Source organism: Klebsiella sp. JN_Kp121, from assembly GCF_040062145.1.
In the GTDB taxonomy this organism is placed as follows: Bacteria; Pseudomonadota; Gammaproteobacteria; order Enterobacterales; family Enterobacteriaceae; genus Klebsiella; species Klebsiella aerogenes.
The window spans coordinates 1-17,639 of the sequence record NZ_JBEAHX010000029.1; the positions used below are offsets into that span (position 1 = coordinate 1).

General features: G+C 55.9%; 17 protein-coding genes. 2 read left to right on the forward strand and 15 right to left on the reverse strand.

Annotation, left to right across the window (positions count from 1 at the left end; genetic code table 11):
* Nucleotides 1-102: 102 nt before the first annotated feature.
* The 4 genes from ABLU86_RS19835 to ABLU86_RS19850 are packed head-to-tail and all read right to left on the reverse strand — an operon-like array spanning nucleotide 103 to nucleotide 4,820.
* Entirely contained in the window at nucleotides 103-1,575 is a 1,473-nt protein-coding gene (locus tag ABLU86_RS19835) for an MdtP family multidrug efflux transporter outer membrane subunit (RefSeq protein WP_032715765.1), read from the reverse strand.
* Nucleotides 1,572-3,503 (reverse strand): FUSC family protein, encoded by a 1,932-nt coding sequence (locus tag ABLU86_RS19840; protein ID WP_047466429.1) that lies wholly within the window; start codon nucleotides 3,501-3,503, stop codon nucleotides 1,572-1,574. The genes ABLU86_RS19835 and ABLU86_RS19840 overlap by 4 nt, the downstream gene beginning before the upstream one ends.
* Nucleotides 3,504-3,512: 9 nt before the next feature.
* Nucleotides 3,513-4,541: a multidrug transporter subunit MdtN gene (gene mdtN / locus ABLU86_RS19845; RefSeq protein ID WP_032706346.1), complete on the reverse strand. Its 1,029-nt coding sequence runs from the start codon at nucleotides 4,539-4,541 to the stop codon at nucleotides 3,513-3,515.
* Nucleotides 4,542-4,547: 6 nt separating this feature from the next.
* Nucleotides 4,548-4,820 (reverse strand): YtcA family lipoprotein, encoded by a 273-nt coding sequence (locus ABLU86_RS19850; protein ID WP_015369860.1) that lies wholly within the window; start codon nucleotides 4,818-4,820, stop codon nucleotides 4,548-4,550.
* Nucleotides 4,821-5,242: 422 nt separating this feature from the next.
* On the opposite strand from ABLU86_RS19850, the gene yjdI reads away from it, so the two are divergent.
* Nucleotides 5,243-5,473, forward strand: coding sequence for a 4Fe-4S mono-cluster protein YjdI (gene yjdI / locus ABLU86_RS19855; protein ID WP_020078004.1), 231 nt, complete (start codon nucleotides 5,243-5,245; stop codon nucleotides 5,471-5,473).
* An 11-nt stretch (nucleotides 5,474-5,484) separates the two neighbouring features.
* Nucleotides 5,485-5,757 (forward strand): GNAT family N-acetyltransferase, encoded by a 273-nt coding sequence (locus ABLU86_RS19860; protein ID WP_015369862.1) that lies wholly within the window; start codon nucleotides 5,485-5,487, stop codon nucleotides 5,755-5,757.
* A 36-nt stretch (nucleotides 5,758-5,793) separates the two neighbouring features.
* On the opposite strand, the gene ABLU86_RS19865 is transcribed toward ABLU86_RS19860, so the two are convergent.
* The 11 genes from ABLU86_RS19865 to ABLU86_RS19915 all read right to left on the reverse strand — a co-directional run bounded on the left by ABLU86_RS19865 (nucleotide 5,794) and on the right by ABLU86_RS19915 (nucleotide 17,600).
* Entirely contained in the window at nucleotides 5,794-7,272 is a 1,479-nt protein-coding gene (locus ABLU86_RS19865) for an EAL domain-containing protein (RefSeq protein ID WP_221914136.1), read from the reverse strand.
* Nucleotides 7,259-8,164, reverse strand: a complete 906-nt coding sequence (locus ABLU86_RS19870) for a fimbrial protein (protein ID WP_045359466.1) — start codon at nucleotides 8,162-8,164, stop codon at nucleotides 7,259-7,261. Before ABLU86_RS19870 ends, ABLU86_RS19865 begins: the two co-directional genes overlap by 14 nt.
* Nucleotides 8,165-8,181: 17 nt before the next feature.
* Complete coding sequence (locus ABLU86_RS19875) at nucleotides 8,182-8,685, reverse strand: fimbrial protein (protein WP_020078006.1); 504 nt, start codon at nucleotides 8,683-8,685, stop codon at nucleotides 8,182-8,184.
* A 12-nt stretch (nucleotides 8,686-8,697) separates the two neighbouring features.
* Nucleotides 8,698-9,225 (reverse strand): fimbrial protein, encoded by a 528-nt coding sequence (locus ABLU86_RS19880; protein WP_171824740.1) that lies wholly within the window; start codon nucleotides 9,223-9,225, stop codon nucleotides 8,698-8,700.
* A 13-nt stretch (nucleotides 9,226-9,238) separates the two neighbouring features.
* A complete protein-coding gene (locus tag ABLU86_RS19885; protein WP_348796379.1) occupies nucleotides 9,239-11,872 on the reverse strand; it encodes a fimbrial biogenesis usher protein in 2,634 nt (877 codons plus the stop codon).
* 81 nt (nucleotides 11,873-11,953) lie between these two features.
* Complete coding sequence (locus tag ABLU86_RS19890; protein ID WP_020078009.1) at nucleotides 11,954-12,640, reverse strand: fimbria/pilus periplasmic chaperone; 687 nt, start codon at nucleotides 12,638-12,640, stop codon at nucleotides 11,954-11,956.
* Nucleotides 12,641-12,714: 74 nt separating this feature from the next.
* Nucleotides 12,715-13,254: a fimbrial protein gene (locus ABLU86_RS19895; RefSeq protein WP_046883054.1), complete on the reverse strand. Its 540-nt coding sequence runs from the start codon at nucleotides 13,252-13,254 to the stop codon at nucleotides 12,715-12,717.
* A gap of 72 nt (nucleotides 13,255-13,326) precedes the next feature.
* Entirely contained in the window at nucleotides 13,327-13,875 is a 549-nt protein-coding gene (fimA, locus tag ABLU86_RS19900; RefSeq protein WP_015369870.1) for a type 1 fimbrial major subunit FimA, read from the reverse strand.
* A 495-nt stretch (nucleotides 13,876-14,370) separates the two neighbouring features.
* Nucleotides 14,371-14,967, reverse strand: a complete 597-nt coding sequence (fimE, locus tag ABLU86_RS19905; RefSeq protein WP_045373908.1) for a type 1 fimbria switch DNA invertase FimE — start codon at nucleotides 14,965-14,967, stop codon at nucleotides 14,371-14,373.
* A gap of 582 nt (nucleotides 14,968-15,549) precedes the next feature.
* Nucleotides 15,550-16,155, reverse strand: coding sequence for a tyrosine-type DNA invertase (locus tag ABLU86_RS19910; RefSeq protein ID WP_045396578.1), 606 nt, complete (start codon nucleotides 16,153-16,155; stop codon nucleotides 15,550-15,552).
* Nucleotides 16,156-16,988: 833 nt separating this feature from the next.
* Nucleotides 16,989-17,600 (reverse strand): LysE family translocator, encoded by a 612-nt coding sequence (locus ABLU86_RS19915; protein ID WP_045396582.1) that lies wholly within the window; start codon nucleotides 17,598-17,600, stop codon nucleotides 16,989-16,991.
* Between the last annotated feature and the right edge of the window lie 39 nt (nucleotides 17,601-17,639).

The window sequence follows — 17,639 nt, forward strand, 5'->3', positions numbered from 1 at the left end:
GGTTCTGCGCAACCCACTGCCGGGGCTTCATCAGAACGGTAGCCCGGATAAGGCGTGAGCCGCTATCCGGGGATTTCCCTGCTCGCGCTACGCTTAGCAGGGTTACGGTTTTGCGGAACCCACCGCCGGGCCGCGGTAATCGCCGCCGAGGGCCTTAATCAGCGTGATATCGGTGCTAAGGCGCTGGGCCTGAATATCCAGCAATAACAGCTGCTGGGCGATGGCCGGTCGCCGCGCTTCTTGTGCGGCATAGCGGCTTAACAGGCCGCGCTGGTGATGGGCGCTGGCGCTGCGGGTGGTAGCCATCGCTGCCGTCACCTTCAACTCCTGCAGCGCCACCTGCTGGTTGAGATCGTTAAGCTGACTGGAGCTTATCGCCACGTCCCGTACCGCATCCAGCACCGCCTGGTTGTACTGCTTAATCAGGATATTGCTCGCCGTACGTACCGACTTGAGATTGGCGTTCAGGCGGCCGCCATCGAATATCGGCAAATACAGCCCCGGCAGCAGGTTAATCTGCTGGAAGGACGACTTAAACAGATCGCCGACGCTCAGCGCGTTATATCCCCAAAAGGCTTTAATATCAAAATGCGGATAAAAGGCCGCTTTCGCCGCATCTACCTGGCTCATAGAAGCGGTCACATAACCGCGCAGGGCCTGCAGATCCGGGCGACGCGCCAGCAATTCGAAGGAGAGTGAATCCGGCAGCGTTTCCTGCAACGCCGGCAGGGCGACCGGGTGGATCTCCGGCATACTCTGCGCGTCGGCGCCAATCAGCGCCCGCAACGTTTCACGGTACTGGGTTAGCGTGCCGCGGGCGGTAATCACCTGCTGCTGCGCGCCCAGCAGTTCCGCCTGCGCATTGGCGATATCGACGCTATCCTCCACGCCGCGCTGGGTGCGGTGTTCATGCGCCTGTACCGACAGACGCGCTATTTCTTCTAGCTGCTGCAGCAGAACGATCTTCTGGAAGGTGGCCTGCATGGCGAAGTACAGCTGCGCCACGCTGCTGGCGAGGTCCAGTTCGATACCGGCGGTTTCCGCCTGGCGAGCGTTCTTTTCGCCAATAGCCGCCGCGACGCGGGCCCGGTCGGCGCCCCATAAATCGATATTCAGCGTTGCGCCGACGCCCACGGTATTGAGCGTGTACCACGGGCCGTTTTTATCCACCGGCAGAGAATAGGAGTAGGGCCAGCTAAAGGATTTATCGGTTATACGCATCCGGTTCTGCGCCGCCACGGCGGTCGCCTGCACGCCCATTGCCGACTGCGCCAGCTCGACGGTGGATTGTGACTGTGAGATGCGTAGCCGCGCCGCCTGCATGGTCGGCGAATTTTGCAGCGCGCGGTTTACCAGCATGTTGAGCTGGGGATCGTGATACCCTTCCCACCAGCGGGCCGCCGGCCAGCCGCTATTCGCCAGGTGGATCACCTGCGCCAGCTGCGCCTGTTGCGGATTAACGATCGGCACTTCGCCAGGATCGTCCTGAATCAGCGCGCATCCTGTCAACAGGCTGATGACGAAGGCCAGCGGTGAGTAGCGCAGAAAACGTGCTGCGGCATCCATTTTTATCATGACGGTTCTGCCTGTCGCGTAAATTCAGAAGGTTTGTCTGACCAGTCCGGCAGGGTGGCCAGTAAAGCCGCCAGCGGTTCGCCGAACGGATTAGCCGGATCGACAACCAGCGGCGCGACGGGTGTCGTCGGCTGCTGACGTTCAATATCATCGGCATACGCCTGTAACTGTTCGGCGCAGCGGCTTAAGAAGGGGTCTCCCGGTGCGGCATAAAGCCGGTAGCCCTCGCTCAGGCGTACTATCTCCTGCGCCTGCTGCCAGGTGGCTTTGCTCGGCCAGGATTTCGCCTGCGGCCACGGATGCGCGAATGTGCCCAGCGGCTCGGCGGCGACCCGATGCATCAGCGTTTCGCTGGTGGTCAGCGCCTGGAACAGCGGTACCATCTGCGGCTTATCATCTTTCGTGCGCAGGAAGTCGGCTATCTGGCGATAGAGTTGCGCCAGCCGCGATTTCAGCTGTGGCGCTTCGCTATCCGGCCACAGGTAAAGATGGACGATCGATGAGACCAGTACGCCGAGCAAAATACCGATGACCCGGTCGCGCAGTTCAGTCAGGTTGGTCAGTGGGCCAAACCAGCTGAGGAAGGCCAGCGAGAAGGTAAAGCCGATTTGGATCCCGGCGTAGGCAATACGCTCTGACCCGGCGGCAATCCATGCCGAGAGCGCCATTACCGGCAGAACCATCGCCAGCAGGCCGACGATGGACTCGGTCCATGGCTGTACAAAGACGATCAACAGCAACGCCAGCAGCGTGGCGAGCAGCGCGCCGCCGATACGCAACCAGGTTTTTTGCATCGTCGCCCCCAGCCCCGGCTGGGCGACAATCACGCAGCTCAGCATAATGGTGTGGATCCCTTGCCAGTCCGCGGCGGTATAGAAGACGTAGCACAGCAGCGTCGCCAGCAGGGTTTTCAGGGCGAAATGCAGATAAGCGGGATTGCGCCAGGCATCCGGCAGCAGCAGCGGCGACTTCTCGGCTTCACCCTGCGGCAGGTCGATAGTTTCACCGCGCGCCAGCTTCGCCAGCACATCAGCCATCTTTTGTAAAATCAGCGTATTGGCGCCGCGATCATCAATGGCCGGCGCGGAGAATGAAAACGGCGTACCCTCGTTCATCGACGGCGCCAGCGCCTGTAGCGCGGCGGCGATCTGCTGGCGCGCCGCGGCGTGATCGTCGCCCGGTTGCAGCAGCGCCGCGAGGTGATAGCAGCGCAGGGTGGTCGCCATCAGCGCCTGCCAGCGCGACGGATCGGCGGCAATTTCCGGCGCCGCAAAACGGGCCTGCTTAAACAATCCTTGCAACTGATTAAAACGCCCGGCGATCTCTTTGAAGGTCGGCGGCGCGGCGTTCTGCGTCAGCACGTCGGCGACCTGCCGCTGCATCACCACCAGTTGGGCGCGGAATTGGTAGCCGGGGAAGGCCTGGCGAAAGCAGGCGTTGACCAGGAGCGTGACCAGCGTTGCGGTATTGATCGCCACCCAAAGCCACAGCAGCAGGCGCACCAGAACTTCACTTTGGCTGGTCATCGACGGGAAGGTCTGGGCATAAATCACCGCCAGCGCCACCACGAAAAACGCCAGCCCGAGTTTGCCCAGCACGCGCATCAGATACATCGCGCCAAAGAACAGGCATACCGAAGCGACCAGGCGAATCAGCGGGAAATCATAGGTCCACTTGATGATCAGCAGCACCAGCCCCAGCGCCACGCTGATGGTGACAAAAAACAGGACGCTGCCCAGCTTAATCATCAGAATGTTCGGCTGGCTGACGTAAAACACCACGATCAGCGCCACGGCGAGAAACGGGATCTGCAGGGTCATAAACAGGGTGATCAGCACTGCGCAGCTCAGCGTCAGGCGCAGGGTATAGTTGGCCCGCCCCGGCGCGTCGGCGAGCTCCCGTTGCAGAAACAACCAGAAATTATGCATGCCGGACCCTTATTTCGCCTGCAGCACGGCGCTGGCGGAGGCGCCCATGCGGAACAGTTCCGGGTCGGGATTTTTCACCGCGATTTTAACCGGGAAGCGCTGCGACACATGTACCCAGTTAATGCTCTTCTGAATCACCGGCAGCCCGCCAATGACGCTACCGCCCTCCGGCAGTACGCCTGAACCAACGGAATCGACGACGCCGTCAAAGGGGCGGCTGTGGTTGGTCATCACCGTCACGGTTGCCGGCACGCCAGGCCGAACGTTTTGCAGATCCGTTTCGCGGAAGTTCGCAATCACATACCAGTGGTCGTTATCCAGCAGCGTGAAGACCGGTTTCAGGGCGGATGCATATTGTCCGACGGTGGTTTTCAGGGCGATAACCACGCCGTTAAACGGCGCGCGAACTTCGGTGAACTCCAGGTGCAGTTCCGCAAGGGCGATTTGCGCGACGATCCCGGCGCGCTGCGCGACCATCGCATCGACGCCGGTGACCGCGGCATCAGCCTGTTTAGCCTGCAGCAGCGTAGCTTCCAGTTCGGCGCGGGCGGCTTTTTCCGCGGTACGCGCCTGATCGAGATCTTCCTGCGCGGCGAATCCCTGCGGCACCAGCGGTTCCAGGCGGATACGGGTCGAGGTGGTCTGTTTCACCAGCGCCTTTGCCCGCTCTACCGCGGCGCTCACTGATTGGGCGTTATACTGCTGGGCTTTGATGGTGCGTTGGGTCAGCATAATCTGCGCATCAAGCGCCGCCAGCCGTGATTTAGCATCGTCCAGCATCGCCTGATAGGGGCGCGGATCGATGCGGAACAGCAGATCGCCTTTCTTCACCCGCTGGTTATCGCGGATCGGCATTTCAACGATTCGCCCGCTGACTTCCGGCACCACGTCGATGGTGTCGGCGTAGACGTAGGCGTCGTTGGTTTCCGGCGAAGTCTGTAACTGCCAGATAACCACGATCAGCGCCACAATGGCGGCGAGGACGAGAGCCAACAAGGGCCATTTTTTCCGTAAAACGCTTGGGCTGGATTGAGTCATAGGTATTTAATGTGCGAAAAGAAGAAACCACAGAATAGTGGCAAATAGAAACATTAACGCCAGGTAACTTAATACCAGCGGGGAAAAGCGCGCCTGCCAACCTTTACGGGCAATCAGGATATGACAAGGGATCAGCAGTAATGCGCCGCCTAAAAAGCAGAAGAACCAGCCGGGGAATGCTGCGCCTAATACCGGTATGGCGGGGGATAAAGAGCAACCGGAGACCGCCAAAAGAAGTAATAACAATGCCGGGCGCGCCCGTTTTACAATTTGCTTCAAAGGAAGATACCTGAATGTTCATGCCATTGAACAATTGAGTTTATTCGTTTTTGATTAAATAAACCCTCATACACCGCCTAAATTATAGCGCTGATGGTTTGCTTAGCCGAGTTATGGTTATCCTCTGATAATAGTTTAATTTCGCGTAGGTATTAAAAAGTCGCTTTATCATTAGCGAAATAATTGAAATAGGGCGTTTCTCATTTCTCCATAGTCAGCGGCTATGCCGCGAGCTATTCTTAGAGCCTATCCCAGTAGGCGTAATTGGCGCAGCCAGTTTGAACACGGACAGCGCGCAGAAACCGGAGCGTACACGTAGTACGTGAGGATTTTGAGCACTGCCCAGGTTCAAAATGGCAAGCAAAATAGCCCTAATGAGATAGGCTCTTAGGTAAACATAATAAAAATACTGAGGCAATGTCATGGATAAAGAACTACTGGACGCGGGCTACCGGGCCTATACCGGCGAGAAGATAGATGTCTATTTCAATACCGATATCTGTCAGCACTCGGGTAACTGCGTGCGCGGCAGCGCGAAGCTGTTCAATCTGAAACGTAAACCGTGGATCATCCCCGATCAGGTGGATGTGGCGACGGTGGTCAAAGTGATCGATACCTGTCCCAGCGGCGCATTGAAGTATCGCCACAAATAAGCGAGGAAATGATGGAAATTCTGGAAGGCCATAACAAGTTCTACGTTAATGACGCCGAGGGAAACCAGGTGGCGGAAATTGTCTTTGTTCCAACCGGTGAACATCTGAGCATTATTGAGCATACCGATGTCGATCCCAGCCTGAAAGGCCAGGGCGTGGGTAAACAGCTGGTAGCGAAAGTGGTCGAAAAAATGCGCCAGGAACAGCGCAAAATCATTCCGCTGTGCCCGTTTGCCAAACACGAATTCGATAACACCCGCGAGTACGACGACATTCGCGCCTGAAATATGGCGCCAGCTGTGGCTGGCGCCGTGCTGCGATTATCCGGCCAACCGGCAGGTGGCATGATCCGGTAAAAATCGCGAAATGATCTCTCCCAGATGCTCGCGAGTGACCGGTGGTGAGAACAGATACCCCTGGAAACGATCGACTCCCAGCGCTTTTAGCTGATTAAATTTCTCCAGACTATCTACCCCCTCGGCGATGCAGCGGTTCTGCGTTAGCTGGCAGTAGTAGACCAGGCTTTTAATCAACACCAGCGCGTGCGGGTCGCGCTGAAAATCATTGACGATGCTCATATCCAGCTTGTAGCCGCTAAAACGCGCCGTGCGTACCGGGAACATCACGCTGCTGTGCGAGAAGCAGTCGTCGAGAAAGATGCGAAAGCCCTGCTGCTGAATATTACTCATATTCTCCACCGCTTTTCCTTGCTGCTGTAAATCGACGGTTTCAGCAAATTCCAGCACCAGCCGGTTGGCCCACTGCGGGTTCTGTAGCTGTTGCCAGGCGGTTTCCATCATACGGGCAAGATTATCGTGATAGGCGATGCAGGGAGGGATATTGACCGAAAAATAGAACTCGCCCTGATAGCGATTGATATTCTGCACCGCTTCCTGCAGGACAAAGGCGGTCAGTAATAGCCAGGCGTATTCGGAGTGAATATGCGGGAGAAATTCGCCCGGCGGCAGTACCACGCCATCTTTGCGCCAGCGGGATAAGATCTCGATGCCCTGCAGGCGTAAGCGCTCGTCGACAATCGGCTGAAAGACCGGAAAGATCTGCCGGCTGTGAATAGCATGGATAAACTCACGTTCGAAGGGGGTCAGCGCGGTCATGCCCTGACCTGTTACGCGTTTGCTTCGGCTGCCCGGAAATCGGCTCGCCAGATGCGGATGATACTCCACCATCTTGTTTAGTCCTGAGGTTCTTTGGTTGTAGAGCGTTTTCTGACTGACGCCGCGGATCTGCGCCTGGCTGGTGATGCTGTGGCCATACAGCAGGGCGAGGGTGGCGTTAAGTTCGATTTTGCTTAAGCCCGACGGCGGCTTGCCGCGCGCCAGCGCCTCAATGGCGGAAAGCTGTTGCAGGCCGGGGTAGCTGACCAGGCCGCCTTGCAGCAATGCCGCCAGACGGCGGCACGGTAGATCGGATGAGACCGCCTGCACGGCGGCCAGCAGGCGGCGGTCGCCAACCTGGTGCAGTAAGGTTTGCCACAGCCACGGCGCCGGGCTGCGGCTTAAGATCACCATAGGCAAAGGTCGTTTGGCCTGGTTGAGTAACCAGGCGGCTTCGCGCAGGACGAACAGTAGCCACCAGGGATCGTCGGGCAGAAAAACCACGATTTGCCGGACGTCGGCTGGCGCAGATATCGACAACATGCTCTGCACTCGCGGCTGTAGCCATACCGGCTGGCGGCAACCGTCGTCGACCATGCGGGCTAATCCCGCCGCCGCCATGGCGCAGGGCGACAGGATGTAGTCTGTCGTCGCCTGCGGGATATCGGCTTTACTGGTAGACAAACGTCACCCCAATAATCGACTGGACGTTACCCGCCGTTACCTGGCCGCTGGTGCGCGCGTAGGTGGCGGTCAGCCCGAGATTCACCGGCGAAGTGCCAACTGTACCCAGTGAGACATTGCTGTTGGCCGGAACGACGGTACCGTTGCGTGTCATCTGGACGCCAATACCCTGCGCCGGCGAAGCGGAAGCGGTATTGGTGAAAATGGAGTTGGCGCTATCGGCGGTGGTGCCGGAAAGGTAATAGCCAAGATTCTGGTTCTGCGCGCAGTGAACGGTGACCGGCACCGCCATCGAGCCCGGATAATCGGGTAGGGTCACGGTCACATCGCGGGCGGAGACATCGCAACCGCCGGTCGGCACAACGACGTCGTTATTGGCGTAAATATTCCACACGAACTGGAAGGAGTCGCCGTTGTAGTTGTTGGTTTGATGCAGGATCAGTACGGCAATCAGCGATCCGGCGGTAATCGCCACCCCGCCCGCAGTGCTGACCGGAGTCAGATAGAGTACGGTCGGCCAGGGTTTATCGGTAGTCGAATCGTAGATCACCCGCGAAGTTTCCGTGGTGGTCGGGAACGGATAAGAGGTACCGTTATATTTTACGGTACCGGAAAAGCTCGACAGCACGCCGCCGTAGGCGGATCCGCGCTGTAGCGTCACATAGTCGGTAATGGTTTGCGGATAGTCGTTATGGCAGAAAATTTGCGTCGACAGGTCGACCACCAGGTTTTGCCCTACGTTAACGGCCGGGGTCAGATTGACGTATACGTTGGCCGAGCCGCCGCCGATGGGGATAGTTGCGCCGGTGGCGGTTTTACAGGCGAAGGACCAGGCGTTAATCGACCAGCCCATCAGCAGCAGGGCGGTAAACAGAGCGATGATTTTTTTCATGAACAAACTCTCCTGACTCAGGCGTAGGTATAGGTGACGCTAATCACCGCCTGAATGGTTCCCTGGGTGGCGCCGCCGTTAACCGACAGGGCCCGAACTTGCAGCGGAAAACGCGCCGACTGCGAGCTTTCGTCGACCTGAACCGACTTTTGCGCCCCGTTATTGAGCGTGGTGCCGCTGTCGTCCTGTAGTTCGAGCTGGATATTTCCTGCGGTACCCTGATTCTTGTAATAGCCGGTGCTGTCCGCGGTGCCGCTAAAGGTGGCGACGACGCGTGACGTGCCGACCGGGCAGTTGCTTAAATCCAGCGCGGTGCTGTGCCACGCTGAAGCGGAACCTGCCGACACCAGGCTGAAGGTATAAAGATCGCCGAGGTCAACATTGGCGTTGGTGGTGGAGACCGTACACGGCTTGGCCACCACTTTGCCGTTCACCGTGATGGTGATGTCGGCGGCCTGCAACGGGATAATGTTTAACGCCAGCGCGCCTGCCAGAAGCCATCCTGCGTAGTGTGCTTTCATCTCAGCCTCCGGTTACTGGAATTCAAGGGTAAAGGTGGCGGTGGCATAGACGTGACCGGCGGTCACCGGTACGCGGGTTGCCATCAACCGGGCGTAAAAACCGAGGGTGTTGGTCTGCCCCGGCGTTAAGGTGGTCCAGGCGATCGACGAAGAGGGCGCGTTGACCGGCAGCATCGTCTGCTGGCCGTTGAGGATCTGCACCGCCATGCCCGCCGCCGCGGAGGCGCCGCCGTCGATTTTTAACAGGTCGTTATTGTCGCTATCCGGGGTGCCGTTAAAGCCGACTTTGACCGCCGTCACCGAGCTGCCGCAGGGCGACAGCACGATGCGAAACGGCACCAGCGGCGTGGTCGCGCCGACGGCGTTAAACTGCTTCGCGGCGTTGTCCATCAGATCGACGGTAAACTCTTTCGATTCGGTGGCCACCGCGCAGGCGTTGTCGCGCACGTAGCCGCTGATGGTGATGGTGCTGTCCGCCGCAAAGGCGTTGGCGCAGACCAGCGTCAGGATGGCGCCGAACAGGTTAAGTGGTTTTTTCATCATCATGCGTTCCTTAACGGCACTCTGCCGATAGCTGGCTCAGCGCCTGCCGCTGACTCTCTTCCGGCAGGCGGTAGCTGGCCACGCAGCTGGCGTCCGCGCCTTCGCCCCATTTCACCTGCACGCTGCCGGCGAGCGGCATCCCGCTCAGGTAGACCTGGCCGTTATCGGCCACGATACTGCCGCTCTGATTGCTGCCCGAGGTGACCATCGCGCCAAACGGCACCGGTTTGCCGTTATGGGTCAGCGTCATCAGTAACTTGACCCCGACGTGGGCTTTGAAGTCCGCCCGCACGATAGCGCCGTGGGTAGGGACGACGCTGACCACCGCGTCATCGAGATCGACGTTATCGGCAAGGGTATTGGTATCCAGCGCCACCCGGTTTTCGCGGTATTCGGTGGCGTAAGGCAGCACCGCATAGCCGCGCCAGTCGGTACGCACCCCGGTCTGGTTTTCCACTTTGACATCACCGGCGCCGGGCGCTTTCACCAACACCACGGTGTCATTCAGCGGTTGGCTCAGGGTCACGCCGTTGGCGTGGGCCAGCACACCGCCGCTGACGCCGTAGTAGAGCTGTTTGAAACCGTCGCTGCGGCTGTAGCCGATGTTGGCGTTGCCGTAGCCGCCGCGATAGTTCAGCGCCGCATAGCCGGTGCCGCTGCTATCGCCTTCGCCGCCGCTGGCGTAGCCGGTCTGCACGCTATAGCTCAGGTTATTGTCTTCCAGCAGGGTGCCGTAAAGTCCCGCCAGATTGGTCATCCGACCATCAAGATCGTGCGACATGCTGTAGCTGGCGCTGGCGTGCCGCCATACCGATTTGCTGTCGGAACGCAGCCAGTGGCTGAACGGAATATTGACGTTGACCGCCAGCATCTGGTCGCGGCCCTGCTGCCAGGCGTTTTTGGTCAGGCTGTAGCTCAGCGTCCAGTTGATGTCGTCCACCGCCGCGTTGAGCCCGGCCTGCAGCTGCTGGTCCGCCTTGCCGGTCGACCAGTAGGTCTGATGGCTGCCGCTCAGATAGAGCGTGGCGGTACGCCCCAACTGTTGGGTGACGCTTAGCTGCACTTTGCCGCGCTTGTTGTAGGCGAGGTTGTAGTAATCGGTGAATTTCGGCTTCACCTGGATTACGCCATCCTGGGTCTCTACGTCATAACCGCTCATCCGGCGGTAGGTAGTATCGGCAAAGCTGTAATAACCTTTAGTAGAGTAGCGATAGCCCACCAGTTGGATATTGGTGCCGACATCGCTCAGCGACTTGTTATAGAGGAAGCGAATTGACTGCCCCTGATGATCGCTGTCGTCGGGTAGGGTGGCATTGGCCTGGGTGACATCCAGCGACACGGCGCCGAAATCGCCCATATTTTTCCCCACGCCGAGATTAAAGGCGCGGTAGCGGTCGGCGAGCTGCGTACCGCCATACAGCGTCCAGCCCGCAGGCAGACCGTGTAACACGGTACTCTGAAAGAACTTCGGCTCTTCTTGCTGATCGTTGCCGCTGCGATATTCGCCAGCGGTTAGCGCGTACCGGGTGTGCCCTTCGCGCTGCAGTACCGGCACCGTTGACCACGGCACGCTGAAGACCTGGCTGGTGCCGTCGTTTTCTTTAATCGTCACCTGCAGATCGCCGCCGTTGCCTGCGGCATAGAGATCGTTAATGGTGAACGGGCCCGGCGGGACCGTGCTCTGGTAAATCTCATAGCCGTTTTGTTTGATCGACACCTGCGCGGTGCCGCGGGCTATGCCATGGATCACCGGCGCAAAGCCCTTCTGGCTATCCGGCAGCATGTTGTCATCGCTCGCCAGCTGGGCGCCGCGGAAGTTTATGCCGTCGAAAATATCGCCGTTGGTGTAGCTATCGCCGAGGGTCAGGCGCGAGCGTAGCGGTGTGATGTCGCGCTCAAGCCAGGTGTTGACGTGTTGCCATTTGTTCTCATTGCTGGAACTGCTGCCGCCGCTGCTGTAGCTCCAGGTGGTGTTATCACGCAGCCGCCAGGCACCGAGATTGAGGCCGCTTTGCAGGTTTAAATAAGCGTAGTTGCTGCTGCCGCCGGTATCGTTATGGACGTTGTTACCGGTGAAGTTGTAGTTCAGCAGCCCAGCGTTGATGCCGTCATCCCACATTTCTGGCGGAATATAGCCGCGCGCGCGGTTGCCCATAAAAGCCTGCGGCACGGTGAGGTACAGGCGCTGCTGGCCGACATCGAAGCGCGTCGTGGCATCAGTGATAAGTTCGGTCAGCGGCACGCAGGCGTCGGCGGCGAGGGCGCTCATCCCGTTCACCGCCGCGGTATTGACCCCCATGCCCGCCAGTTGGCTGCGGGTCAGGCACGGGCTTAACCCATGGCCTTTTTCGCCGCGGTTAAAAGTGACATCGCGAGTGGTCATAAAGCCGTCGTTAAGGTAAATATCGACGCGGTAGGTGCCGGGCGGCACCTCTTGCCCGTTTTCGAAACCGGAAAGATCGGCCACCGCCGCAGGGTCGTCAGCTAAAAAACGCGGGTTAAAATAGAGTTCAGCCTGCGCGTAGCCCGCCTGCAGGACAAAACAGAGTGCCACGGGGAGTTTCGCCATGGCCAAAATAGCGCGTGGGCGGAGCCTCGCGCTGCGGGAACCAAAACGGTCCTGTCCATATTTGAGATGTGACATAGTCCCTCCGGTCTCAATTCGCCCGGCTGTCAGTTCTTATTGTTATGCGCGGTTTGGCCCGCCCGGCGGGCCAAACCTGTATTAACGCAGCACGCCAGTCATTTTTGGGGTCAGCGCGCCGTAATCATTAATCGTGCGATAAGTAATGTTGCTACCGGCATCCGGCGGCAGCTTGACGGAGGTTTTACCCATTGGCGGCACCAGCGCGTTTTCCAGCACCCGGGTGCCGGCGTTAAGTTCGGTGACGGTCAGGTAATAAGGGGTAGGGTTAGTCAACGTTAACGACGAACCGCTGCGGCTAAAGCTCAGTTTTTCCGCCGCCTGATCCGGCGGTAGCGCCAGCTTCGCCGGGCGGTAATAGAGCTTGATGCGGCTGATAATCGCCAACTGCAGGGTGTTGTCGCTCAGTTTGGATTTATCCATCGACGGGATGGCTTTCACGTTAATCCAGAACAGGCTTTCGCGATCCTGCGGCAGTTGTTTATTGGTGGCGTCAATGATGCGCAGGGTATTCTCTTTTTTGCCCTGCATGGCGAACAGCGGCGGCGTAATCACGAAGCGGCCATCTTTGCCGCCGTCGGCGTTTTCCACCCACGACTGAATCAGATAGGTGCTGCTGTCATCATTATTGGTCACCCCTAACTGCACCTGTTTTTGCCCGGCCGGATAGATAACCCGCGTGGCGCCTAGCGCAACGCCGGCCTGAGCCCAGGCGGAATAACCGCTTGCGACTATCATCAATAATCCCGCCAGTAGTCCGCGCGTCATCCCCAGTCTCTTTTTCACGTTTACCCCTTTTGTACTCACCGTTGTTTCCTGTTTCCGGCATATTTGCTGGTTAATTACTGATAGGTCAGAGAGAACCAAACTTGCGCGTTTGCCGCTCCCCCGGTGACCTGATTGCCGGTCGCCCGATATTTGGCTACAAAATGCAGCGTGGTGGGGCCGGTATACAGCCGCCGCCAGGCGCCCGGCGGGCTATTCAGCGGAATCAATTGATCTTCGTTATCAAATAACGCGATGCCGACGCCGGTGGCGATACCCGGTCCTTCGCCAACCGAGAGCACATCCGGATTTTTGCCATCGGCCACGCCGCGAAAAGACACGCCGACATGCTGGCTGACTGCGGTGCTGCAATCCTGAAGGTGAATATCGAATGGCACCGGGTTGGCATCTTCCCCGGCTGAATGAAAGCGATTACTGCTGATCTGCCCCATATTGACGGTCATCTGCTGGTCGCCGGCTTCAACACGGCAGGACTCAGCGATGATGACGCCTTGAAAACGCATGTTTCCCCCAGCCACCGTGACATTCCAGTGGTTGCCGGCCAGCACCAGCGGCGGAAACAGAAACATCAGCAGACCTGTCTTCACTCCTTGCATCGTTATCACCCCAATCCCGTAGTGGATAACGGGCCATCCTGGCCCGGAATGCTTCCCTGTCTGATGTTTGAATTACTCGTATTGCACTTTGAAGGTGGCGTCTGCGTTAGCAGTACCGGCAGTAGCCGCGCCAGTGGCGTAGTAACGCGCCTGGAAAGGAATGATGTTGGTGCCGTCGTTCAGCGTGGTGGCCGCGCTGAAGGTAGCGCCATCCAGGCCCAGCGGAGTGCCGGTTTTGTCGAGGATCTGTACGCCGACGTTGGTCGCGCCGCCAGCAGCGGAGCTCTGCAGAGCCAGAACGCTGGTGTTGGTGCTGTCAACCGCGGTACCAGAGAAAGCGACAGAGGCTTTGGTGGCGACAGAGGTATCACAGTCGTCTAACTGAATGTTGAAACCTACAGCGGAGCTGGTGCTGCCCGCGGTAGCCAGTTTTGCCGAACGAACCTGGCCTAACTGAACGGTCTGGTCGATAGAACCGGCATCGACTGCACAGGCTGCGTTGACGATTTCTCCTTTAAAATGCACTGTTCCGCCATTTACCGTGGTGGTATCGGCCAGGGCCGCCGCGGAGCTCAGGGACAGAGCTGACAGGACAACGATTGCCAGTGTTTTGATTTTCATGCTGTTTTCCTTTAAACAAAATCGATATTACGAACCAAAAATGGCAGTCGTCTTGCCTTCCAGGCATTCCATAAATCAGCCGAATGGTGCGACTGCCGGTTCTGCACAGTTTTTGCCCCTACTGATGAGTCAATTGGGGCCATTTTGACTCATCAGGATTTATGGCTTTTATTTTGTTAAGGTTGGTTTGATTTTGGATTTATATACTTCTAATGGTTTGTTTTATGGATTTAAAAGCTATGACTTTGCCGTGAATGGAAAAACGGCGTACTTGGCTTCGATAGCGAAAAGCGGGCGAATGCGAGATAGTCTGACGAGGATAAGTAAAGAAAGGTCGTTGGAGAATTCAATGTAAATCAATTAGATATAATTTTTTTTGATGAAATATGCACTTGTCAGTTGCAAAAGATTACAAAACATTTTTATGATATAGACAGTTTGGCCCCAATTGACTTGTTCGATATTAAAAATTTTCCTTTTTATCAATCGGTTATCCTATTTCTTCCGCGCTTGTAAATTTTCCTCTAACAGATTGTTTCTTTCCCAAATCCCGGCAAAACGCGCTGCATTACTGGCGGTATAACGGACAGTATGACGAATATTACGATGTCCGAGATAATCTTGTATCAAACGGGTATCAGCTCCTCTTTCCGCCAGTTCATAGCCGCAGGCATGACGCAGCATATGCGGATGCGTATGCGTCACGGTTCCCGCTTCTTCCCCGGCGGCGCGGATAATGCGATAGGCCTGTTGCCGTGAAAGCGGGGTGCCGCGGCGCGAGATAAATAGCGCGTCGCTTTTGCCTGCGGCCTTCCAACTGGCCCGTTGTTGCGTCCAGCGCTCTATCGCTTCGCGCTCATCAAAACGCAGCGGGTGCACGGTAGAGAAACCGTTCTTTAAACGCCGTACATTGATGCGCCCTTCGTTGAGATCGAGATCGCGATAGTGCAGATCGAGTAGTTCACTGATACGCATCCCGTGGCGAAACGCCAACAGGATCAGACAGTAATCCCGTTCACCGGTTGGGCCGTGCTGGGCCGCCTGCATCATTGCCTGTACTTCTTTGGCGGTGAGAAAACGACGTCGGTTCACAATTTTGAGCTCCTGAATTTACGTTTACTTATAAGGGATATCCTGAGAAAAAGATCCCAGGATGGATAAAAAATAATCTGAATGCAAAGGCCGTATTATTTGAAGGGGCTAATGACAAAACAGGTATCACATTACATTTACACATGCATAAATTATCGCCACGCGATAATTCTTATTTTTATCTATTTTATTGTTTACCACAATAGAGCCACGCCAGGTCGCTGGCAGGTGCATAAAATAGCAAGGAAAAAAGTTAATGCCAGCTATTTATTGAACGGAAAACATGTGCTGAAAGGATTAATTTAACAATAAATAACGAACTTATATCCTGATAAATTACAGGTGCATAGAAACGTTTTTTTTCATGTTCTAAATAAGAACTTTTAAGAACAATAAACATATTTAACGTATGGTTAATTTTTATTAATGTTTTGCAAGAAAAAATCTATATATGAGGTAAGCTGCTTTTTATCGCAGCCTAAACAGAGCAAATTTGCAACAGTCTTGCCGGGGATAGCGGGCAGGGGCTGGCAGTAGTAGGGGGAACCAATAACGAAACGCCATCCGTGGCGTAAGGTTACCTTACTGGAAAAGCGACGTTCTCTGCTTCTCACGGGATTTATCCCAAATCCCGTAAAAGCGTCCGGCGTTGCTGGCCGTGTACCAGACGGTATGGCGAATGTTACGGTGACCGAGGTAATCCTGGATAAGACGCGTATCGATACCCATATTGGCCAGCGCAAAGCCGCAGGAGTGACGCAACATGTGCGGATGAATTTCCAGCGGTAATCCTGCCTGATCGCCGGAGGCGGAAATAATCTGGTAAAACTGTTGGCGTGAAAGTGGATTACCTTTGCGTGATAAAAATAACCACTCGCTGGTGGATTGCGGATATTCATCACGAATATCCAGCCAGCGCTTTAGCGCCTGGATCTCTTTATTAAGCAACGGATGAGTGGTTGAGAACCCTTTTTTTAAACGGTGGATATAAATACATTTTGAGCGTAAATCAATATCTGAAATTCGCAGTCGGCAAATTTCACTGGCACGAAACCCATGAATAAAACAAAGCAATGTCAGGCAATAATTACGAGCAGCATGTGGTCCACTATTGGCAGCGTTAAGTAGTGACTCGATTTCATTCTGAGTCAGGAAGTTCCTTTTTTTTATTTCGCTATTATTCTTCATTATGTTCCCTTTCTATTGCAGGCGTACATTACTATCCCATAGGCTCTGGTTGGCCTATTACAGGATCCGAAGATAGGTTTCGCATTTTATGAGTAAGCATGATGCGGATCGTTTTTAATATCCCTCAAGTTACAAGGACTGTATCGCGGCAACGCTGCGCGAAATCCAGTGGGTATAATGAAGTCTCCCCGCCGCCGGGGTGAAGTGCGCTGGCGAATTTTTGATGCGATGCGCTCAGGCATTTGATGTATATCGCTTTTCCTGGGGGTTTACACGTCCTGTTCATCCTTTCTCCTCTTGAGTATGCGCGCTTACAGCAAGGTCATTGACTACCAGCTGATAAACTGAGTCCTGGCTGGATAACGTTGTGACCGTTATCCATGAGGATAATTGCCTCAATAAACAGGTTGGTATTGCGTAAATGTTTTACCGTAGGCAAACAGCGTCAGGCACTTGCTAGCATTCACTGCAACACGACAACAGCGATTAAACCATACTGCAAAAATCGTAGAGAGAATAGCGTTAATAAATGTGCAGACGTTTCAAAGAGAGATTTTACTTTTTATCGAGCAGTCGGAATTTTCCGCTCGAGTAATCAGTTAATGGATGACTAAATCGGAGTTTTTCAGCAGTTTTAGGAAGTTATCGATGTTGGCCATTCAGCCGTAACCACTTATGATACATAGATAATTCATCTTCAGGAGCTCAGGGAAATAGATGAGCCAGCTTCCGTGGTTTAGCAACTTAATAACTACCTGTGACCCACGATTATATTTGTTGGTAAGGCCATGCGGCGCTAAAGAAGTTACCCTATGAGCGCCGCTGCTTACGAATTATCTTAACTGCTGGTAGAACAGGATAATAGCGATGGCAATCATAATCACCCCAGAAACCATGCTTACTCCCTTAGCCGCCTGCGGGCGGGCTGCCAGTACCGCGCGCGAACCGTAGCCGACCAACAGATAAATTAGCGTACAGGTCATCAGGTGCATCGCGCCCAGCGCCGACATCTGCAGCGCCAGCGGCCAACTGCCGTGCGGATCGGTAAACTGCGGTAGCAGGGCGAGGAACAACAGAAAGACTTTTGGATTAAGGCCGCTAATACATAATCCTTTCATCGCCCACGCATTCCAGCTGCCAGCCGATTGTTGCGCCGCGCCTGGCGCCGCCGGATGGCGTAATATCGTAACCCCGAGCCACAGTAAATAGGCCGCGCCCGCCAGCGTGATCGCCGATAGCGCTAGCGGATGACCGGCGATTAACACCCCGACGCCAGCGACGACGATAATGGTCGCCAGTAAATGGCCTGACATCAGTCCCATCACCGCCGGAACGACGCGACGACCGTTGATACCAGCGCTAATGGCATAGGCCCAGTCGGCGCCAGGGGTAATAATCAATAGAAACGAAACTATCCAGAAGCTGGCGATCAGGCTCATTTCCATCAGCAACGCTCCGCAACGATATTAGACATCACACACTCG

Bases quoted from the DNA above. Each gene is read 5' to 3' on its own strand.
- ABLU86_RS19910 (WP_045396578.1), bottom strand. From the start codon at position 16,155: ATGAAGAATAATAGCGAAATAAAAAAAAGGAACTTCCTGACTCAGAAT.
- mdtN (WP_032706346.1), bottom strand. From the start codon at position 4,541: ATGACTCAATCCAGCCCAAGCGTTTTACGGAAAAAATGGCCCTTGTTG.
- ABLU86_RS19895 (WP_046883054.1), bottom strand. From the start codon at position 13,254: ATGCAAGGAGTGAAGACAGGTCTGCTGATGTTTCTGTTTCCGCCGCTG.
- yjdI (WP_020078004.1), top strand. From the start codon at position 5,243: ATGGATAAAGAACTACTGGACGCGGGCTACCGGGCCTATACCGGCGAG.
- ABLU86_RS19885 (WP_348796379.1), bottom strand. From the start codon at position 11,872: ATGTCACATCTCAAATATGGACAGGACCGTTTTGGTTCCCGCAGCGCG.
- fimA (WP_015369870.1), bottom strand. From the start codon at position 13,875: ATGAAAATCAAAACACTGGCAATCGTTGTCCTGTCAGCTCTGTCCCTG.
- ABLU86_RS19840 (WP_047466429.1), bottom strand. From the start codon at position 3,503: ATGCATAATTTCTGGTTGTTTCTGCAACGGGAGCTCGCCGACGCGCCG.
- ABLU86_RS19890 (WP_020078009.1), bottom strand. From the start codon at position 12,640: ATGACGCGCGGACTACTGGCGGGATTATTGATGATAGTCGCAAGCGGT.
- ABLU86_RS19835 (WP_032715765.1), bottom strand. From the start codon at position 1,575: ATGATAAAAATGGATGCCGCAGCACGTTTTCTGCGCTACTCACCGCTG.
- ABLU86_RS19875 (WP_020078006.1), bottom strand. From the start codon at position 8,685: ATGAAAGCACACTACGCAGGATGGCTTCTGGCAGGCGCGCTGGCGTTA.
- ABLU86_RS19870 (WP_045359466.1), bottom strand. From the start codon at position 8,164: ATGAAAAAAATCATCGCTCTGTTTACCGCCCTGCTGCTGATGGGCTGG.
- ABLU86_RS19880 (WP_171824740.1), bottom strand. From the start codon at position 9,225: ATGAAAAAACCACTTAACCTGTTCGGCGCCATCCTGACGCTGGTCTGC.
- ABLU86_RS19860 (WP_015369862.1), top strand. From the start codon at position 5,485: ATGGAAATTCTGGAAGGCCATAACAAGTTCTACGTTAATGACGCCGAG.
- ABLU86_RS19915 (WP_045396582.1), bottom strand. From the start codon at position 17,600: ATGGAAATGAGCCTGATCGCCAGCTTCTGGATAGTTTCGTTTCTATTG.